Genomic DNA, 15,627 nt, shown 5'->3' with positions numbered 1-15,627 from the left:
ATCCTTTTACCAAAATATACTTAATAGTATAGTAATCAGATGGTAATAAAAGAGATAACCTACGGCGGCTTATCCAGGGAGCATCTGTTTGATCGCCTCAAGGGTTACCCTATTTTCCTCAATGAATTTGCGGAGATGCTTTTGTTTAGCCCACATTTTTGCCCCTCTCCCCAACAGCAGTCTCTATCGGTCGCAGAAATTACTGTTGGAGGGTTGGGCCTTCAACAGGGTGGAACATTAGAGGAAATCCGAAAGCAGGCCCGTCTATTAGGTTTGGTAGAATGCCCTCTGGAGGCCGCATTTTATAGTAGATTTTATTTTACCGATCAGGAAGAAGTAAGCAAAAAGGTAGTAAATCAAAACCCACCCGGAGCCCTCGTCATTTATTCAAAGCCGCTTTTAGCGGATCGTAACTTTCCGAGAGGTCTTTACTTGAGGAAAATAAAGGGAGATTTATGGTTAAGAGGGTATCGTTGTTCCGACGACTATGTCTGGTCACCTCTGGATGCTTTTCTTTTTCAAGTCAACGCCAGTTCCCGTACTCTGGAATAAGGTCTTATTCTTTATTTTACCACTATACTCCTACGCTACGCTCTTTCGGATTTGCAATCCGAAAGCCCATCTGTTAGGGATTTACAATCCCTAAAGTAGCACTAGCCGCCTTTTACCCTCCGCCGTGGTTGGTGTCCTCACCAACCATTATGCTTTTAGTAAGGGCTGGTGAGGACACCAGCACGGCGGGAGATTAGCGTATGAGCCCTCCAACGTTTATCCCGGGCATAGGGAACCCCGGATTGTCATCCGGGGCTATTGATATTGAACCCCTCCGGGGTTATGATTCCCTTTTCCAAACCTCTTCCCATCCACCAGGGTTGGTGTCCTCACCAACCACTAGGCTTCCTATTAATGGCTGGTAAAGACACCAGTCAAGGCGAGAGATTGGCGTATGGGTCCCTCCAACGTTTATCCCGGGTCCATCCATTAAGTAATCTCATAAGAAACCCCGGATTGTCATCCGGGTCCATCCAGACCGGGACTATTCATGTTAAACCCCTCCGGGGTTATAATTCCCTTTTCAAACAACTCACTTACCTTTACGAGTTTTCTCTTCGAAAACTGAAAACTGAAAACTGAAAACTGAAAACTGAAAACTGAAAACTGAAAACTCAAAACTCAAAACTCAAAACCGTAGCGACGGTCGCTCAAAACTCAAAACCGAGAAGGTGGCTGCTCTAAACCCCGCTGGAATAGGATTTTCGACGAATGCGTAGAAGTATATCAGGGAGAAATGATCATTTTTGAATCAGGGCAATGGTCCTGGTCATTTGCTTGTTCTACCTCAAACCCAATTCTATAATATGCAATCACGTCGCGACTTTCTACAGAAACTGACGGCCTCCGCCGCTGCCTTGTCCTTTACATCTTACGCCGCTGCCGCCGCTCCCTCTGTTTTGCGTGAATCACAACCCTATGATGGACCTGTGTTACGGGTTGCCATTATGGGTCTGGGTGGTTATGGCAGCCGTGTAGCCGAAGCCATGCAATCAAGTAAAATGGCGAAGCTCGTGGGAGTCATCAGCGGTACTCCTTCGAAGATCAAAGACTGGCAGACTAAGTACAATATTCCCGAAAAGAACTGCTATAACTACGACAATTTCGATCAGATCAAGAATAATGCTGACATCGACGCGGTGTATGTAATTACCCCAAACGCCCTGCACCGGGATCAGGTTATTCGGGTAGCGAAAGCGGGGAAACATGCGATTACTGAAAAACCCATGGGCCTCAACGCGAAGGAATGTCAGGATATGATCGATGCCTGTAAAAAGGCAAACGTGAAGTTATTAGTAGGGTATCGCCTGCATTTTGAACCCTTTACCCTTGAAGTCGTTCGCATGCGAAAAGACGGAGAACTGGGTAAGGTTAATTTCTTTCAGGGCTTATCGGGTTTCAAAATCGGCGATCCGAGCCAATGGCGTTTGAACAAGCAACTCGCGGGTGGCGGTTCGATGATGGACATTGGTATTTATGCCATCAATGGTTCACGATACATGCTGGGCGAAGACCCCATTTGGGTAACGGCTCAGGAAACGAAGACGGATCCGCAGAAATTTAAAGAAGGAGTTGACGAGACCATTACTTTTCAGTTAGGTTTTCCCAGCGGAGCCGTTGCTTCCTGTCTTTCCAGTTATAATATTAATTTTCTCGATCGTTTCTTTTTATCGGGAGATAAAGGCTTCGCTGAATTAAGTCCTGCCACGGGTTATGGTCCCCTGAAAGGGCGAACCAATAAAGGCGAGATCAATCAGCCCGTCGTAACCCATCAAACGGTACAGATGGATGAAATGGCAGCGATTATCCTTCAGAATAAAAAACCAGTGATTCCGGTAGACGGCGAAGAAGGGATGAAAGATTTAAAAATCATTGATGCGATTTATGAATCGATAAAAACCGGGAAACAGATCGCCCTGAAATTGTAATTCGTTCCTTTATCAAATAAAAAACGTAGAGACGCGACTTTATGGCGTCTGGCTGGGAAATGGAAATAATTTCGGCATAACAAAACTGCCTCTTACCCAGACGCGATAAAGTCGCGTCTCTACATTATGCTACGAAAAATGCCCGGTTTGTGCCGGGCATTTTTCGTAAACTGAAAACGGTCAACCGAAAACTACTTGATTTGTCCAACCATATCCAGTACGGGCTTGCCCACACAACCGCTTGGTTCCAAAATATCAAGTAAATACGAAACTGTTGCCGCAATATCAGCTACGTAGGTAGAAGCCCCCGTGCGTCCGTGAGGGATTTTCCAACCGTAGAACAGACAAGGCACGTGTGAATCGTAGTTATAAAGCGTTCCGTGACCCGTTCCGGCCTTGGTGTAGCCATCCTGCCAGCCGGGTTCTGAGACTAACATAAAGTCCCCACCGCGACGGGGATGGTAGCCATTTTTAACGAAATAGGCCTGATTATCATTCATGGAAACAGCCTCCAGTGAATGAAGATTCACAAAGTTGGCTACTCCTTTCATCTGTACAATGGAATCGCGTAACACCGGGTACACGTCTGAGTACGTCAGTTTTTTAGCCTTCATTACTTCAGGATTCAGGTATAACTGATAATTACCATAATACTGAATCCAGTCTGCCTCACCGTATGCCTGGTTCAGCACGTTTCTGGCTTTCAACGTTACTTTATCCAATGAACCTGCTGCAATGTGGTGTTCGTTCGAGAAGCCCCAAACGTCTGCAACACCGTGGTCAGCGGAAAGGAAAACGAGTACGTTTTCTTTCCCTACCCAGCTATCGAGGAAGGTTAAAAGTTCTTCAATGTCTTTATCCAGACGCAAGTAAGTATCTTCCGTTTCGATGGAGTTAGGGCCGAAACTGTGACCGACGTAATCCGTTGAAGAGAAACTAACCGCCAGGAAATCCGTTACATTGCCTTTGCCTAATTTCTCGTTTTTCAGAGCTTCCAGAGCAAAATCTTTCGTAATGCTGTTACCGAAGGGCGTTTTACGGAAGTTCTCATAGAATCCCTGGAAGGTTCCGCCTACTTCGTGGGGAAACACGGGTTTCTTTTCGCCGGGAATAGGCTGCTCGTAAGGCATATCATCGGCAGTACTTTCCGTGTATTGCTCAATGGGTAATAAGGTTGTCCAGGGCTTTTCCAGGTACTTGTTCGCCAGTTTTTTAGCGTTGAAATCCTTCACCCATTTCGGTACATCTTTCATGTAAAAGGTACTGGTAATGAAGCTTCCATCGCGGGAATCGAACCAATACGCTCCATCTGCCGTGTGACCCGCCGGAATGATTGCCCCCCGGTCTTTCTGAGAAACACCGATGACTTTGGATTTAAAATTCGTCGCGATCTTCAACTGATCGGTAATGGTGCTGGCTAATACATTCCGGGGAGACATCCGCCCCGCAGGCGATGGGTTATTACCCGCTGTTACTACCGTCGTATCTTCCGTACAATAAATATCGCGGCCCAGGCTCCGGTCAAACCATTCATTGCCCACAATCCCGTGAATGGCCGGAACCGAACCCGTATAAATGGAGGTGTGACCGGGGGCCGTGATCGTCGGCATGTAGTTGTAATGCGTATAGGCACAGTTGAAACCTTCGCCTAATAATCGCTTGAAACCGCCTTTTCCGTATTTTTCTGAATAGCGGAACAGGAAATCATAACGCATCTGATCGACTACGATCCCTACCACCAGCTTGGGGCGGTCGGGCATGGTTCGCTGGACGCTCTTCTTGGTTTGTGCCACTAACAAGAGGGGACTTAGCAGCAACAGAAAACTAAGTTTGAAAGAATGCATGTGGAAATCGTTTGGGACAAAAATAAAAGGTAACGTTTAGTCTTCCCAGTTTTTGCGACTACGGGATGCTTTTCGCTCGGAAGCTACTCGCTTGGTTTGTAATCTTTCCAGGGTTGAAGCCTTGGTAGGTTTGGTTGCTTTCCGAACGCGGGGTTCTTCAAAAGCCTTGGTTAATACTGCATATAACTTCTTCACTGCCAATTCTTTATTCTTCATCTGGCTCCTCGACTCTTGTGAAGTAACTACCAGATCACCTTCGGTGGTTAGCTGACTTTTCAGGCGTTGCTGAATCTTCTGCTTCTGCTCTTCGTTAAGAATTTGTGAAGCTGGAATATTGAGACGAACTTCCACTTTACTTTCAACCTTATTGACATTCTGACCACCCGGCCCCGAGGATCGGCTCGTCTGGAATTGTAGCTCAGAGGATAAGTCAAACATCTTCGTTTTCAGTTTACGGTTTGCAGTTTTCAGTTAAAACCAGATTCCGAAGGCTAGTCATCAGTAATTAAAGTATTCGAGTGTAATTATTTACTTAGTCTTTGGTTAATAAAACAGATTCAACCCAAAAGCAATACAAAAACTGAAAACAGAAAACGAGCAACTGAAAACTCTCCAAAGTTACACACTGAATTTTGGCAACATTTAGGAAAATCATACATATTGATATGGACGCCTTCTATGCCAGCGTCGAACAGCGGGATAATCCAGACCTTCGGGGGAAACCGCTGGCCGTAGGTGGGAGTCGCGAACGGGGCGTGGTGGCAGCCGCCAGCTACGAAGCCCGGAAATTCGGGGTTCGTTCGGCGATGGCTTCGGTAACGGCCATTCGGAAATGTCCGCAGCTCATTTTCGTCCGTCCCCGGTTTGAGGTCTATAAAGCGGTTTCCCGGGAAATTCGGGATATTTTCGCCCAATATACTCCCTTAATTGAGCCGCTTTCCCTGGACGAAGCATATCTGGATGTCACTGAAAATCTGAAAGGTATTGAAACCGCTACGCAGGTTGCGGAAGAAATCAAGGCTCAGATCAAGGCAGAAACCGGACTGACAGCCTCGGCGGGCGTTTCTTTCAATAAGTTTCTGGCCAAAATTGCCTCGGATTACCGCAAACCTGACGGGCTCTTCATTATTAAACCCAGTCAGGCTGAAAAGTTTGTGGAAACGCTGGAGGTAAAAGACTTCCACGGCATCGGTAAAGTAACTGCCGAGAAGATGCACAAAATGGGCATTTTTACCGGAGGTGATTTAAAACTTCAGTCGCAGGAATTTCTGGTGAAACATTTCGGGAAAGCGGGACGCTGGTATTACCAGATTGCCCGTGGACAGGATGATCGCCCGGTAAATCCGGATCGCATTCGTAAATCCATTGGAGCCGAAGAAACCTTCTCGAGCGATCTGGAAGATCTGGAGTTATTACTAAACGAACTCTGGCCGATTACGGAGGAAGTATGGCGACGGGCCGAACGGGCTCATGCGTACGGAAAGACGGTCACATTGAAAGTGAAATTCGGCGATTTTGAGCAGATTACCCGCAGCCGAACGAGCCTCCAGCCCATTACTGAGCAATCGTTTTACGAACGAATTGTCAAAGATTTATTCGACAGCATTTTTCCTTTACGCATGGGGATTCGCCTCATGGGGGTTACACTTTCTAATCTGGAAGGGGCTGACGAATGGGAAGGACGACAGTTGACGTTTAATTTTTAGAATACTGAATTACTATGTAGAGACGTCCATTTATGGCGTCTGGGTAGAGGCAGTTTTCGGTTCCCTTTTGTATATTTTTCGTTCCCCGACAGAGACGGTTTCGGGTTACCTTTCACATGATTTTCATTCTTCGGCTGAGACGCGATAAATCGACGTCTCTACGTTTGAAAGAAAAATCACTGTAGAAACTTCGATTCATAACATCTAGGTAAAGGCGATTTTAGGTTACCATCCCTGTGATTTTCATTCCCCGGCTGAGACGCGATAAATCGACGTCTCTACGATAAATATAAAAGGGTGCCTTTCTTACGAAAGACACCCTTCGTTTTCAGGGCTTATACGGGAACGGACTCTACTTCTATTACTGCTTTCTTTTTCTTACTTCCCCACTTCTCCTGCACCCGATCTACCAGATAATAAATCATGGGAACCAGGAAAATGGTAAGGATCATGGAACTGGTTAATCCACCAATTAATACCCAGGCCAGGGAGTTTTTCCATTCTGAACCGGCACCGGCAGCCAGAGCGATGGGTAACATCCCAATGACCATAGCGATAGTGGTCATTAAATGGGTCGCAGCCGTTCCTCTCCTGCGTGAATAATGGCCTCTTTATAAGACATCCCCTGAGCTTTAAGCTGGTTGGCGAAATCGACAATCAAAATGGCATTTTTCATGACCAGACCCATCAGCATTAACATCCCTAACATAGCGAAGATACTCATGTTGGAAGAGGACAAAGCCAGAGCGATTAAGGCTCCGATAATGGCCACGGGAATGGAGAATAATACGACTAGCGGGTAAATGAAACTGTCGTACAGTAATACCATGATGAAGTACACCAGAATCAACGCGGCACCCATCGCCAGACCCAGCGAACCGAACCCTTCGCTCTGGTTTTTGGCGTCGCCGCCCCAGGTTAAGGTTACGTTGGCAGGTAATGGATTTTTCGCCAGATCTTCATTAATGGTGTTAATCAGCGTTCCAGAACCCACGCCCAGGGTATTACCCGTTACCGTTACCGACGTCCGACGGTTTTTACGTTCGAGTAACGAAGGACCATTTCCCAAACGAACATCCGCAAACTCAGCCAGCCGCACCGGACGATTCGCGATAGGGCTAAAGAACGTAATGTTTTTCACGGCTTCGGGATTCTTCCGATCAAAGGCATCGAGCATAATCCGAATGTCATAATCTTCGGAACCGTCCCGGTATTTGGAATCATCATTACCCGCAAAGGCATTTTGCAACAGTCCGCCTACGGTTTGAATATTCAGCCCCAGCTTCGCCATTTTCTCACGATCAATCTGCACCTGAACTTCGGGGTTACCCGCCTCTACCGACACTTTTACGTCGTTCGATCCAGGAATTTTCTTCAGACGATCCGCCAAACCCTGAGCCGTTTTCATCAGCTCATCCAGATTATCCCCACTCAGAATCATCATAATGGGCGATTCGCCCGTAGCTACCATTCCGATGACCGATGAGGTAAACTCCAACCCAGGGAATTTTTTCGTTAACTCTTTTCGAACCGCAATCATGTAATTTTCGGTCGATAAATGATCGGGACGATCCTCTACGGGTCCCAGCTCAATCGTCAACTCCGTCCGGTTACTTTCGCCTTGCCCGGTACTGGCCATGCCCGTACTCGCACCCGCTACGTTCGCGAAAATCGTCTCTACTTCGGGCTTCTTCCGCAGGTAATCTTCAATGCTGCGAGCCGTCAGGTTATTCTGCTCCAGCGAAGCACTTTTATCGAGCTTCATGGTTAACAAAAATTTACCCTGATCGCCCTGAGCCACAAATTCCTGACCTATGATGCCCAGTCCCATTACCCAGCCCGTAGCCACGAAAAGGGCAATCAGAATTCCGGTAAAAGCAATTTTATGTCCAATCACCCAAACCAGAGCATTATGGTACCAGTTGGACAGACCCGTTAGTCCCCGTTCAAACCATAACAGAAAGGCGTGAAAAGGATTTTTCGGATTCAGGTGTTCCAGTTTTGATATCCGTGAAGTCAGGTAAGGCGTTAAGGTAAAACTTACCAGCAAACTGATCAGCGTGGAGAAGGCTACCGTTAAGGAGAATTGGCGTAGTAAGTCGGCAATGACGGAGTTAACCATTGTAATCGGTACGAATACCACCACAATTACCAGTGTCAAAGCCACAGCGGCGAAGCCAATTTCTTTTACCCCATCGAGGGTAGCCTGCCAGCGGTTTTTACCCATTTCCAAATGTCGCTGAATGTTTTCCAGCACAACAATCGAGTCATCGACGAGGATACCGATTACCAGCGAAAGAGCCAGCAGCGTCATCAGGTTCAGGGAATAACCCATTACACCCATGAACAGGAAGGCAGACACCAGCGAAGCCGGAACCGATACCATCACGATAATGGCATTTCGGAAACTATGCAGGAACAACAGCATTACCGCCGCCACCAGCACAACGGCCAGAATCAAGTCGTGCGTTACGGCTTCAACCGATTCGAGTGTGAAAATGCTGCTGTCGTAAGCAATCGTAAAATGAACTTTATCTTTCTCATTTTCTTTTTCAATGGTCGCTAAACGTTCCTGGATCAGTCGGCTGATTTCTACGGCATTCGCATCCGATTGTTTTTTAATGAACAAGCCAATTCCGTTCTGACCGTTAAAGCGGCTGATGCTTTCGGTATCGGCTAGTCCATCTTCTACCGTCGCCACGTCACGCACCCGAATGGGGCTACCCGTTTGTGAAGTCGAAATCACCAGATCACGGATGTCGTCAAGTGAGGAGAATTTACCGGCCAGTTTCAGCGTAATCTGCTCCGAAGAGCTTTTTACCTTACCCGTCGGAAATTCCATGTTCGCCTGATTAATGGCCTGTGTTACCTGCAAGAGCGACAATCCGTAATAATTCAGTTTGTCGTCATTCACGTTTACCCGTACTTCCCGTTTGTCACCCCCAACCATGGTAATTTCAGCCACGCCGGGCACCTGTTGCATAATGGGCAAATACCGATCTTCAACCTGCTGATAAAACACTTCGTTGGGCAGATTCGAGGTTGCCAGTAACTGCATAATGGGCTGATCGCTCGGGGAAATTTTGGATAAGGAAGGCGTTTCCACGTCGTCGGGAAGGTCGCTCACCATGTTATTAATCTTCCGCTGCGTTTCGTCAAGGGCATTGTCAATGTCCGTTCCGGCTTTAAATTCCACGATAACCAGCGAGGCATTTTCAAGTGACTTCGTGGTAATGTTATCGATGTTGTCCAGTCCGGATACGGCATCTTCAATCTTCTTACTTACCTCCGACTCCACCTCCGAAGGAGCCGCACCGGGGTAAATCGTCGTGATGGTTACGACCGGCACCGAAAACTCGGGCATCAGCTCGTAACTCAGCAGCCGATAAGAGGCGATCCCTCCCAGCGTGAGTATCGCAAAAAGTACGATAATCATCGAGGGCCGCTTAATGATGGTCTCTATGAAATTCATTGCTATGCTGTTTATTAGGAAGTTACTCTGGTCGTTTGAGACATTAGATTCCGTTTGATCAGGTTTGAGTCACAGGAGAGGGCCTTAAAAACAGATCGGTTGAAGGGAACGGACGATCTCACCAAACTAACGCTGAAAACTGTCTAGATATTAATGCTCAAACCAAAGCTTCTTCTGCTTTATTGGGCCACCACGGGGGTTCCATTCTGAAGGTTGATTTGTCCACTCACCACGACTTGTTCACCCGCCTGGATGCCGCTGGTAATCTCGTAGTAATCGTTTGTGGTCGCTCCGATTTTCACGTCGCGTAACACAGCTTTACCATCCTCTACTACGTAAACCTGAGCCTGTTTCGTCGAACCGACAATGGCCTGACGAGGCACGGACAGAGTCTGTCCTTTTAATTCACTCGTATTGGCAATGCTGCCGTACATGCCCGCCCGTAACTGGTGAGCAGCCGTGTTTAATACGGTAATTTCGACAGGGTAGTTATGAGCGGCATCGCCCTGGGCACCGATTAACGATACCCGCCCCTTGAAATCAATGTCGGGATAAACCTCGGTTTTTACCGAAATCATTTGGCCCATTTTGAACTGATTCACAGCTTTTTCAGGCACCTGAACGACCAGTTTCAGCGAAGAAATGTCGGTTACTTTGGCCAGCGGCGTTCCGGGAGAAACCACCGAACCCTTTTCTACCATTTAGTAGTAACGATTCCTGAGAAAGGAGCCGTAATGGTGGTTTGGGAAAGCTGTTTCTGTAATTGCTTGATCTGAGCCTGCGTCGAGCGAATGCTGAGCTGCGTTTTCTCGATATTCACAGCGGGCGTGGCATCTCCTTTAACCAGAGCTTCGTACCGTTTCAGGTCATTCTGGTAACCCTCAATGCTAATCTGCAAGGCTTCAATCTGGAAACGTAACTGATCGTCGTCGATCTTGGCTACCAGTTTTCCAGCTCCTACCATCTGCCCTTCAACGATGGGTAACTGAACGATTTCACCCCCCGCCTGCGGACGAATTTCGATTTCGCGATTGGCCGCAAACGAACCTAAAAACTGAGATTCCTGCGAAAGATCACGAACTTCAGCCTTAGCCGTCCGAACGCCTACTTTCAGGTTTACTTCGGGTTTATATACTTTAGCGGCAACTTTTTCCTTGTTGTCGAGCAACTTATAGCCCGTCAGACCAATAGTGGCTGCCAGACCGATAGCTACGAAAATGCGTTTCATATAAAAGTGGATCTATTGGGTGATGAGATTACCAGTGGCTTTTTTCCAGTCGAGTTCAGCTGTCCGGAGTTTTACTAATGAGGTAAGGAAATTATTCTGAGCTTCGCGGAGGGCATTTTCCGTTTGAATGAGGTTACTGATGTCAATCGTTCCTTCCTTGAACTGAAGCTGCGTTTGTTCGTATACTTTCTGAGCCAGTTTGACCTGTTCTTCGGACGTTTTCAGGTTCTGGTTCTGCACCGACATTTGGGTTCGGGCATTGGTAATATCCATCGAAATGGATTCTTTCGTTTTTTGAAGGTTGAGCGACAATTGTTGTCCTTCGAGCTGTTTCTGGGAAAGCTTGTGACGACGGGTATACCCATCGAAAATATTCCAGTTGATTTGCAGACCCAGCCAGTACGCCGGAATGCCCTTCAGATACGACTGGTCACCGCCAATGGCAAAAACGCTGTGATTGGCTACCCCATAGGCCGAAACCGTAGGTAAGAATCCGGCTTTAATGTTCTTCTGTTCCAGCGTATTCGCAAATTGCTGGCGATCCAGCAGTAATAATTCCGTCCGGTTCAGGCCACTTTCCTGCGAGGTAGGCACTACCACGGTTGATTCCTGAATGGTATTATTAATGGTCAGTTCGTCCTGTTGAGGAATACCCGCCAGAAACTTCAGCAGGCTTACCAATTTTACGTAATCAGCCTTTAAAGACTCGATTTGCGTTTGCATGGACACTTTATTTAGCCGCAGCCGATCCACGTCAATTCCCTTTCCTAACTGATTCTGAAACTGTAAGTCGGTAATGCGAATGGAGCGGTCGAGGGCTTCGATGTTCCCTTCCAGAAACTGCACCTGCTGGGCCAGCGTCTGGGCATTGTAATAGGAAACAGCCACGTTATAGGCAATGTCTTCCTTGGTGCGACGAATCTGCAACTCGGATACTTCGCGACCCACTTTCGCCGCTTTCAGTCCAATCATAATTCCGGGATTATAAATCACCTGATTGGCCTGAACGGTGCTCCCGAGGTTCCAGGGTAAGCCAAAAGCTGCCGCCGAATAAGCACCTTCTGGGCCACCGAAGGCGGATAAGGGGATGACCTGAGCGGGAATCTTGATGTAGTATTTATAGTCTCCGGCAAAGCTCACCTGCGGCAAAGCCGATGATTTCACTTCTTTGATTCGGGACTCCGTGATCTGTTGTTCAAGCTGACTTGAGCGAACATCCAGATTATGCGTAAGTGCTTTTTCGGTAAGTTCTTCCAGCGATAATTGCTGGGCAAAAACCCCGCTTGTCAGCAAACTCAGGCAAAGCAACAGGGGAAGGCGTAACATTGGATTATTTGATTAAAATAGATAATTTAAACGTTTGTTTAAATCAAGGGTAAAAGAAAAGCCCATTGTTTCCAAAGGGCTCATTCGGTTGAATAAGAGGCCTTTATTCGATGAATAAATACTTTAACAACATTTCTTTAATAATTTTCTTTTGCTCCAGTGCGTGCTTGTTAAATTCCGCTTCATTCATCTGGAATAAATGCATGGTAAGCTCACGCCCGGCGAAAATCTGTTGAATTAGTCCAAAAATCAGAGGGAATATCGTATCGGGAGAAATGTCGATGATTAATCCTTTCTTTACTTCCTCTTCAAATTGCAGGATAAACCCCTGCTCCATAGCTCCACAGTTAATACCAATTTTATCAGCAAATCCCTGCGGATTCCGTCGGCATTCGTTCATGAGGAAGATGGCCTGATTTGGATTTTGGCCGTGTACTTCAAACATGTGGTCAAGCAATTCTACCAGTTTTTCCTTTACACCAATAGGCTTGTCCAGAATAGCCTGCACGCTTTTGAGGGCTTCCTTGAGCAACGACTCATAGACCAGCCAGAATAACTTTTCCTTACTTCTGAAGTAATAGTTTGTTAAAGCCGTATTGATCTGGGCAGCTTCGGCTATATCTCGAATCGTCGTACCGTCAAACCCCTTTTCAAGAAAGATTCGCTGAGCAGCTTCCTTGATCTTCTCTTCCGTATCAACTGGGTGGCTTGTCATATGCTGATGCAAATAAATAATACTTGTGTAGAATTAACAAAGAATTTTAAACACATGTTTAAAATACATATTTAAATAAAACTTTATGCTTGAATACTGCAATTCACGAGGTATAAATTCAAGCCATAACCCATTATCTGTAATCGAATTTCATCGCTGAATCAAATCACCCACGATCCGCAGGCCGTTGAGGGTGAGATTAATATCTACTTCTTCAAAAAGTTCGTGCAAGGGTTTTAATACAGAAGAGAGCCCTCCTGTAGCTAATACTTTACAAGGCCCTACTTCTTTCTGAATTTGCAATAACTGCTCTTTCACCAAACCCACATACCCCCAGAGAATCCCGGCCTGAATGGCGTGAACGGTATTTTTACCAATCGCTGACGCTGGCATTTCCAGCGGCACTTCGGGTAACTGGGCCGTATTTGAAAATAACGAACGAAGAGCCGTTTTAATACCGGGCACAATGTTAACGCCCACAATTCGAGCATTGGAAACCACGGTAAACGTGAGAGCGGTTCCAAAATCAACCACAATGCAATTCTGCTGATACGTATACCAGGCATACACGGCATTGGCCACCAGGTCCGTCCCAATTTCACGGGGGCTGGCCAGTTCTATTCCCAAATGAGGGTAAATTTCAGGCCCCAGTACGTAAGGCTCTAAGACAAAAAGTTCTTTTACCAGCGAACGAATCAAAGCCGTTTCTCCCGGAACAACACTGCTAATACCGACTCGATTTATATCACTGATTTTCAGATCATTCTCCAGAAAAAGCATCCGTAATCGGGCTTCATAATCTGCGGGCCGCGTACTGTAATGAGTCGGAATCCGGAACTGATGAAGCCAGTTCTGGTTTGTATAAATTCCAAAAACGATGTCAGTATTACCGACGTCAATGGCAAGAAACATGAGAAGTAAATAAGTGGAAACTAGCCAAAAAAGAATTGCTGTTCATTTTTCGTCAATCAAAGCTACTACCCTTTCCCGAAAATACCGCTTTATCCCACTCCCAACCCGTAACTTGCCATCAGAACCGTCCTTTAAATCTATTATGAAGCGTCTATTTTTTCTTTTCGTATTCTTCTGTAGTTACTCAGGTTTTGCCCAGTCTGCCTCAGAATCCATCCAACTGAATCAGGTCGGATTTTATCCTAATGCCCTAAAGAGAGCCGTCATCATGAAAGGTTCTTCTTTTGTCATTGTGTCAGGAAAGGATACGGTGTTTCGGGGAAAAACGGAAGCCGCCCGCATTAATCCTTACTCTAAAAAAGAAAGTCATCTCGCAGATTTCTCGGCTTTCAAAAAACCGGGTACTTATCAGCTCGTTGTGCCCGAAATTGGAGCTTCCTATCCTTTCAAAATTCAGACGAATGTTCATCTCCCCATCGCTAAGGCTGGTATAAAAATGTTCTATTACAACCGAGTATCAACGGCATTAAGTAAGCCTTTTGCGGGAAAATGGGCTCGCCCAGCGGGACATTCGGATGCAAAAGTGATCGTTCATCCATCAGCAGCTTCGAAAGAACGCCCGGCAGGAACGGTCATTTCCTCCCCCGGCGGCTGGTATGATGCCGGGGATTATAACAAGTATATCGTTAACTCCGGTATTACCGTCGGAACGCTGCTTTCACTCTACGAAGATTACCCCGCTTACGTAAGAAAGTTAGTGATTGATATTCCCGAAAAAACGAATGCTATTCCTGATTTGCTGGATGAAGTTTTAGTTAACCTTCGCTGGATGTTAACCATGCAGGACCCTCACGACGGTGGCGTGTATCATAAACTAACCAATGCCAAATTCGACGGCATGATCATGCCTCACGAAGCCAAAACCGTTCGTTATGTTGTGCAGAAAAGTACGGCAGCTACATTGGACTTCGCAGCAGTTATGGCTCAGGCCGCCCGGGTTTTCAAGCCTCTTTTGAGGGAGTTACCGGGCCTTTCCGATTCGTGTCGGGTCAGGGCTGTGCAGGCCTGGAATTGGGCGAAGGAACATCCGAAAGTGTTATACGAGCAGGAAGAGATTAATAGGAATTTTGACCCGGATGTTAGTACGGGTACCTATGGCGACCGTCAGGTTAGCGATGAATGGATCTGGGCTTCCGCAGAATTATACGCCCTAACGAAAGACAAACAATATCGCCTGGCCTGGATTCCAGAGCCAAACGCTCCCCTGCCTTCCTGGAATCAGGTTCGAACATTAGGGTATTATACGTTAACTCGCCTGCAAACTCAGTTACCCGAAGCTGCTCAAACTGAAGTTAACGGTATTCGAAACTTATTACTCAAAGCCGCTGACGATCTGATTGCAAACTATTCATCGGGGGATTACGCAACGGTGATGGGACAAACGGCGAAGGATTTTAGCTGGGGAAGTAGTTCAGTGGCCGCTAACCAGGGCATTGCCTTACTACACGCCTACCGCCTGCGTCCGAAAAAAGAATACCTGGAAGGGGCTTTATCGAATCTGGATTATCTACTAGGCCGAAACGCGACGGGTTATTGCTTCCTAACTGGAGCTGGGTCCAAATCCCCCCTCCATCCCCACCATCGGCTTTCTGAAGCGGATGGCGTACCGGAACCCGTTCCGGGAATGCTCTCGGGTGGGCCTAATCCGGGGCAGCAGGATAAGTGCCCCACCTATCCCAACCAACTTCCGAATGAGTCTTTTACCGATGAGGTCTGCTCTTATGCTTCCAATGAAATTGCCATTAACTGGAACGCTCCATTTGTGTATCTCGCCGTAGCAATGGAGGCATTGCAGGGGAAATTCCACTAATTTTCGACCCTAGCGGGGTTTTATATTTAAATTCAACATCTTTAAAGGCAACGGGCCCCGGTTTAAACCGGGGC

General features: G+C 46.8%; 11 protein-coding genes and 1 pseudogene. 4 read left to right on the top strand and 8 right to left on the bottom strand.

Translation table 11 applies throughout. The features are described from left to right. The first annotated feature begins 39 nt into the window (after window positions 1-39). A complete protein-coding gene (locus tag BWI96_RS05435) occupies window positions 40-552 on the top strand; it encodes a helicase (RefSeq protein ID WP_106635680.1) in 513 nt (170 codons plus the stop codon). 806 nt (window positions 553-1,358) lie between these two features. Next, entirely contained in the window at window positions 1,359-2,480 is a 1,122-nt protein-coding gene (locus BWI96_RS05430; protein WP_106635679.1) for a Gfo/Idh/MocA family protein, read from the top strand. A 191-nt stretch (window positions 2,481-2,671) separates the two neighbouring features. Here BWI96_RS05430 and pafA read toward each other — a convergent pair whose 3' ends face one another. Together pafA and arfB are read right to left on the bottom strand one after the other, a co-directional pair. After that, window positions 2,672-4,324: an alkaline phosphatase PafA gene (gene pafA / locus BWI96_RS05425; protein WP_106635678.1), complete on the bottom strand. Its 1,653-nt coding sequence runs from the start codon at window positions 4,322-4,324 to the stop codon at window positions 2,672-2,674. Window positions 4,325-4,360: 36 nt separating this feature from the next. Beyond that, window positions 4,361-4,762, bottom strand: a complete 402-nt coding sequence (gene arfB / locus BWI96_RS05420) for an alternative ribosome rescue aminoacyl-tRNA hydrolase ArfB (protein ID WP_106635677.1) — start codon at window positions 4,760-4,762, stop codon at window positions 4,361-4,363. Between the two features lie 191 nt (window positions 4,763-4,953). Here arfB and dinB point away from each other — a divergent pair, with 191 nt between their 5' ends. Next, window positions 4,954-6,030, top strand: a complete 1,077-nt coding sequence (dinB, locus tag BWI96_RS05415) for a DNA polymerase IV (RefSeq protein ID WP_255400646.1) — start codon at window positions 4,954-4,956, stop codon at window positions 6,028-6,030. Window positions 6,031-6,365: 335 nt separating this feature from the next. Here the strand turns inward: dinB and BWI96_RS05410 are convergent. The 6 genes and pseudogenes from BWI96_RS05410 to BWI96_RS05390 form a co-directional block, all read right to left on the bottom strand. After that, a pseudogene (locus BWI96_RS05410) lies at window positions 6,366-9,466 on the bottom strand (efflux RND transporter permease subunit). Between the two features lie 215 nt (window positions 9,467-9,681). Beyond that, the gene (locus tag BWI96_RS22155; RefSeq protein WP_232793587.1) at window positions 9,682-10,203 is read right to left on the bottom strand and encodes an efflux RND transporter periplasmic adaptor subunit; all 522 of its coding nucleotides are present in this window, start codon (window positions 10,201-10,203) and stop codon (window positions 9,682-9,684) included. Continuing rightward, window positions 10,197-10,730 (bottom strand): efflux RND transporter periplasmic adaptor subunit, encoded by a 534-nt coding sequence (locus tag BWI96_RS22150; protein WP_232793586.1) that lies wholly within the window; start codon window positions 10,728-10,730, stop codon window positions 10,197-10,199. The genes BWI96_RS22155 and BWI96_RS22150 overlap by 7 nt, the downstream gene beginning before the upstream one ends. Before the next feature lie 12 nt (window positions 10,731-10,742). Further along, on the bottom strand, window positions 10,743-12,056 hold the full coding sequence (locus tag BWI96_RS05400; RefSeq protein WP_106635675.1) for a TolC family protein: 1,314 nt from the start codon (window positions 12,054-12,056) through the stop codon (window positions 10,743-10,745). 103 nt (window positions 12,057-12,159) lie between these two features. Next, window positions 12,160-12,771, bottom strand: coding sequence for a TetR/AcrR family transcriptional regulator (locus tag BWI96_RS05395; RefSeq protein WP_106635674.1), 612 nt, complete (start codon window positions 12,769-12,771; stop codon window positions 12,160-12,162). A 150-nt stretch (window positions 12,772-12,921) separates the two neighbouring features. Next, the gene (locus BWI96_RS05390; RefSeq protein ID WP_106635673.1) at window positions 12,922-13,683 is read right to left on the bottom strand and encodes a type III pantothenate kinase; all 762 of its coding nucleotides are present in this window, start codon (window positions 13,681-13,683) and stop codon (window positions 12,922-12,924) included. Between the two features lie 142 nt (window positions 13,684-13,825). Here BWI96_RS05390 and BWI96_RS05385 point away from each other — a divergent pair, with 142 nt between their 5' ends. Then, entirely contained in the window at window positions 13,826-15,553 is a 1,728-nt protein-coding gene (locus BWI96_RS05385) for a glycoside hydrolase family 9 protein (protein WP_106635672.1), read from the top strand. Window positions 15,554-15,627: the final 74 nt, after the last annotated feature.

The organism is Siphonobacter sp. SORGH_AS_0500, assembly GCF_002838835.1.
In the GTDB taxonomy this organism is placed as follows: Bacteria; Bacteroidota; Bacteroidia; order Cytophagales; family Spirosomataceae; genus Siphonobacter.
Note: the sequence above shows the minus strand (reverse complement) of the source record. Positions and strands in the feature narration are given on the sequence as shown.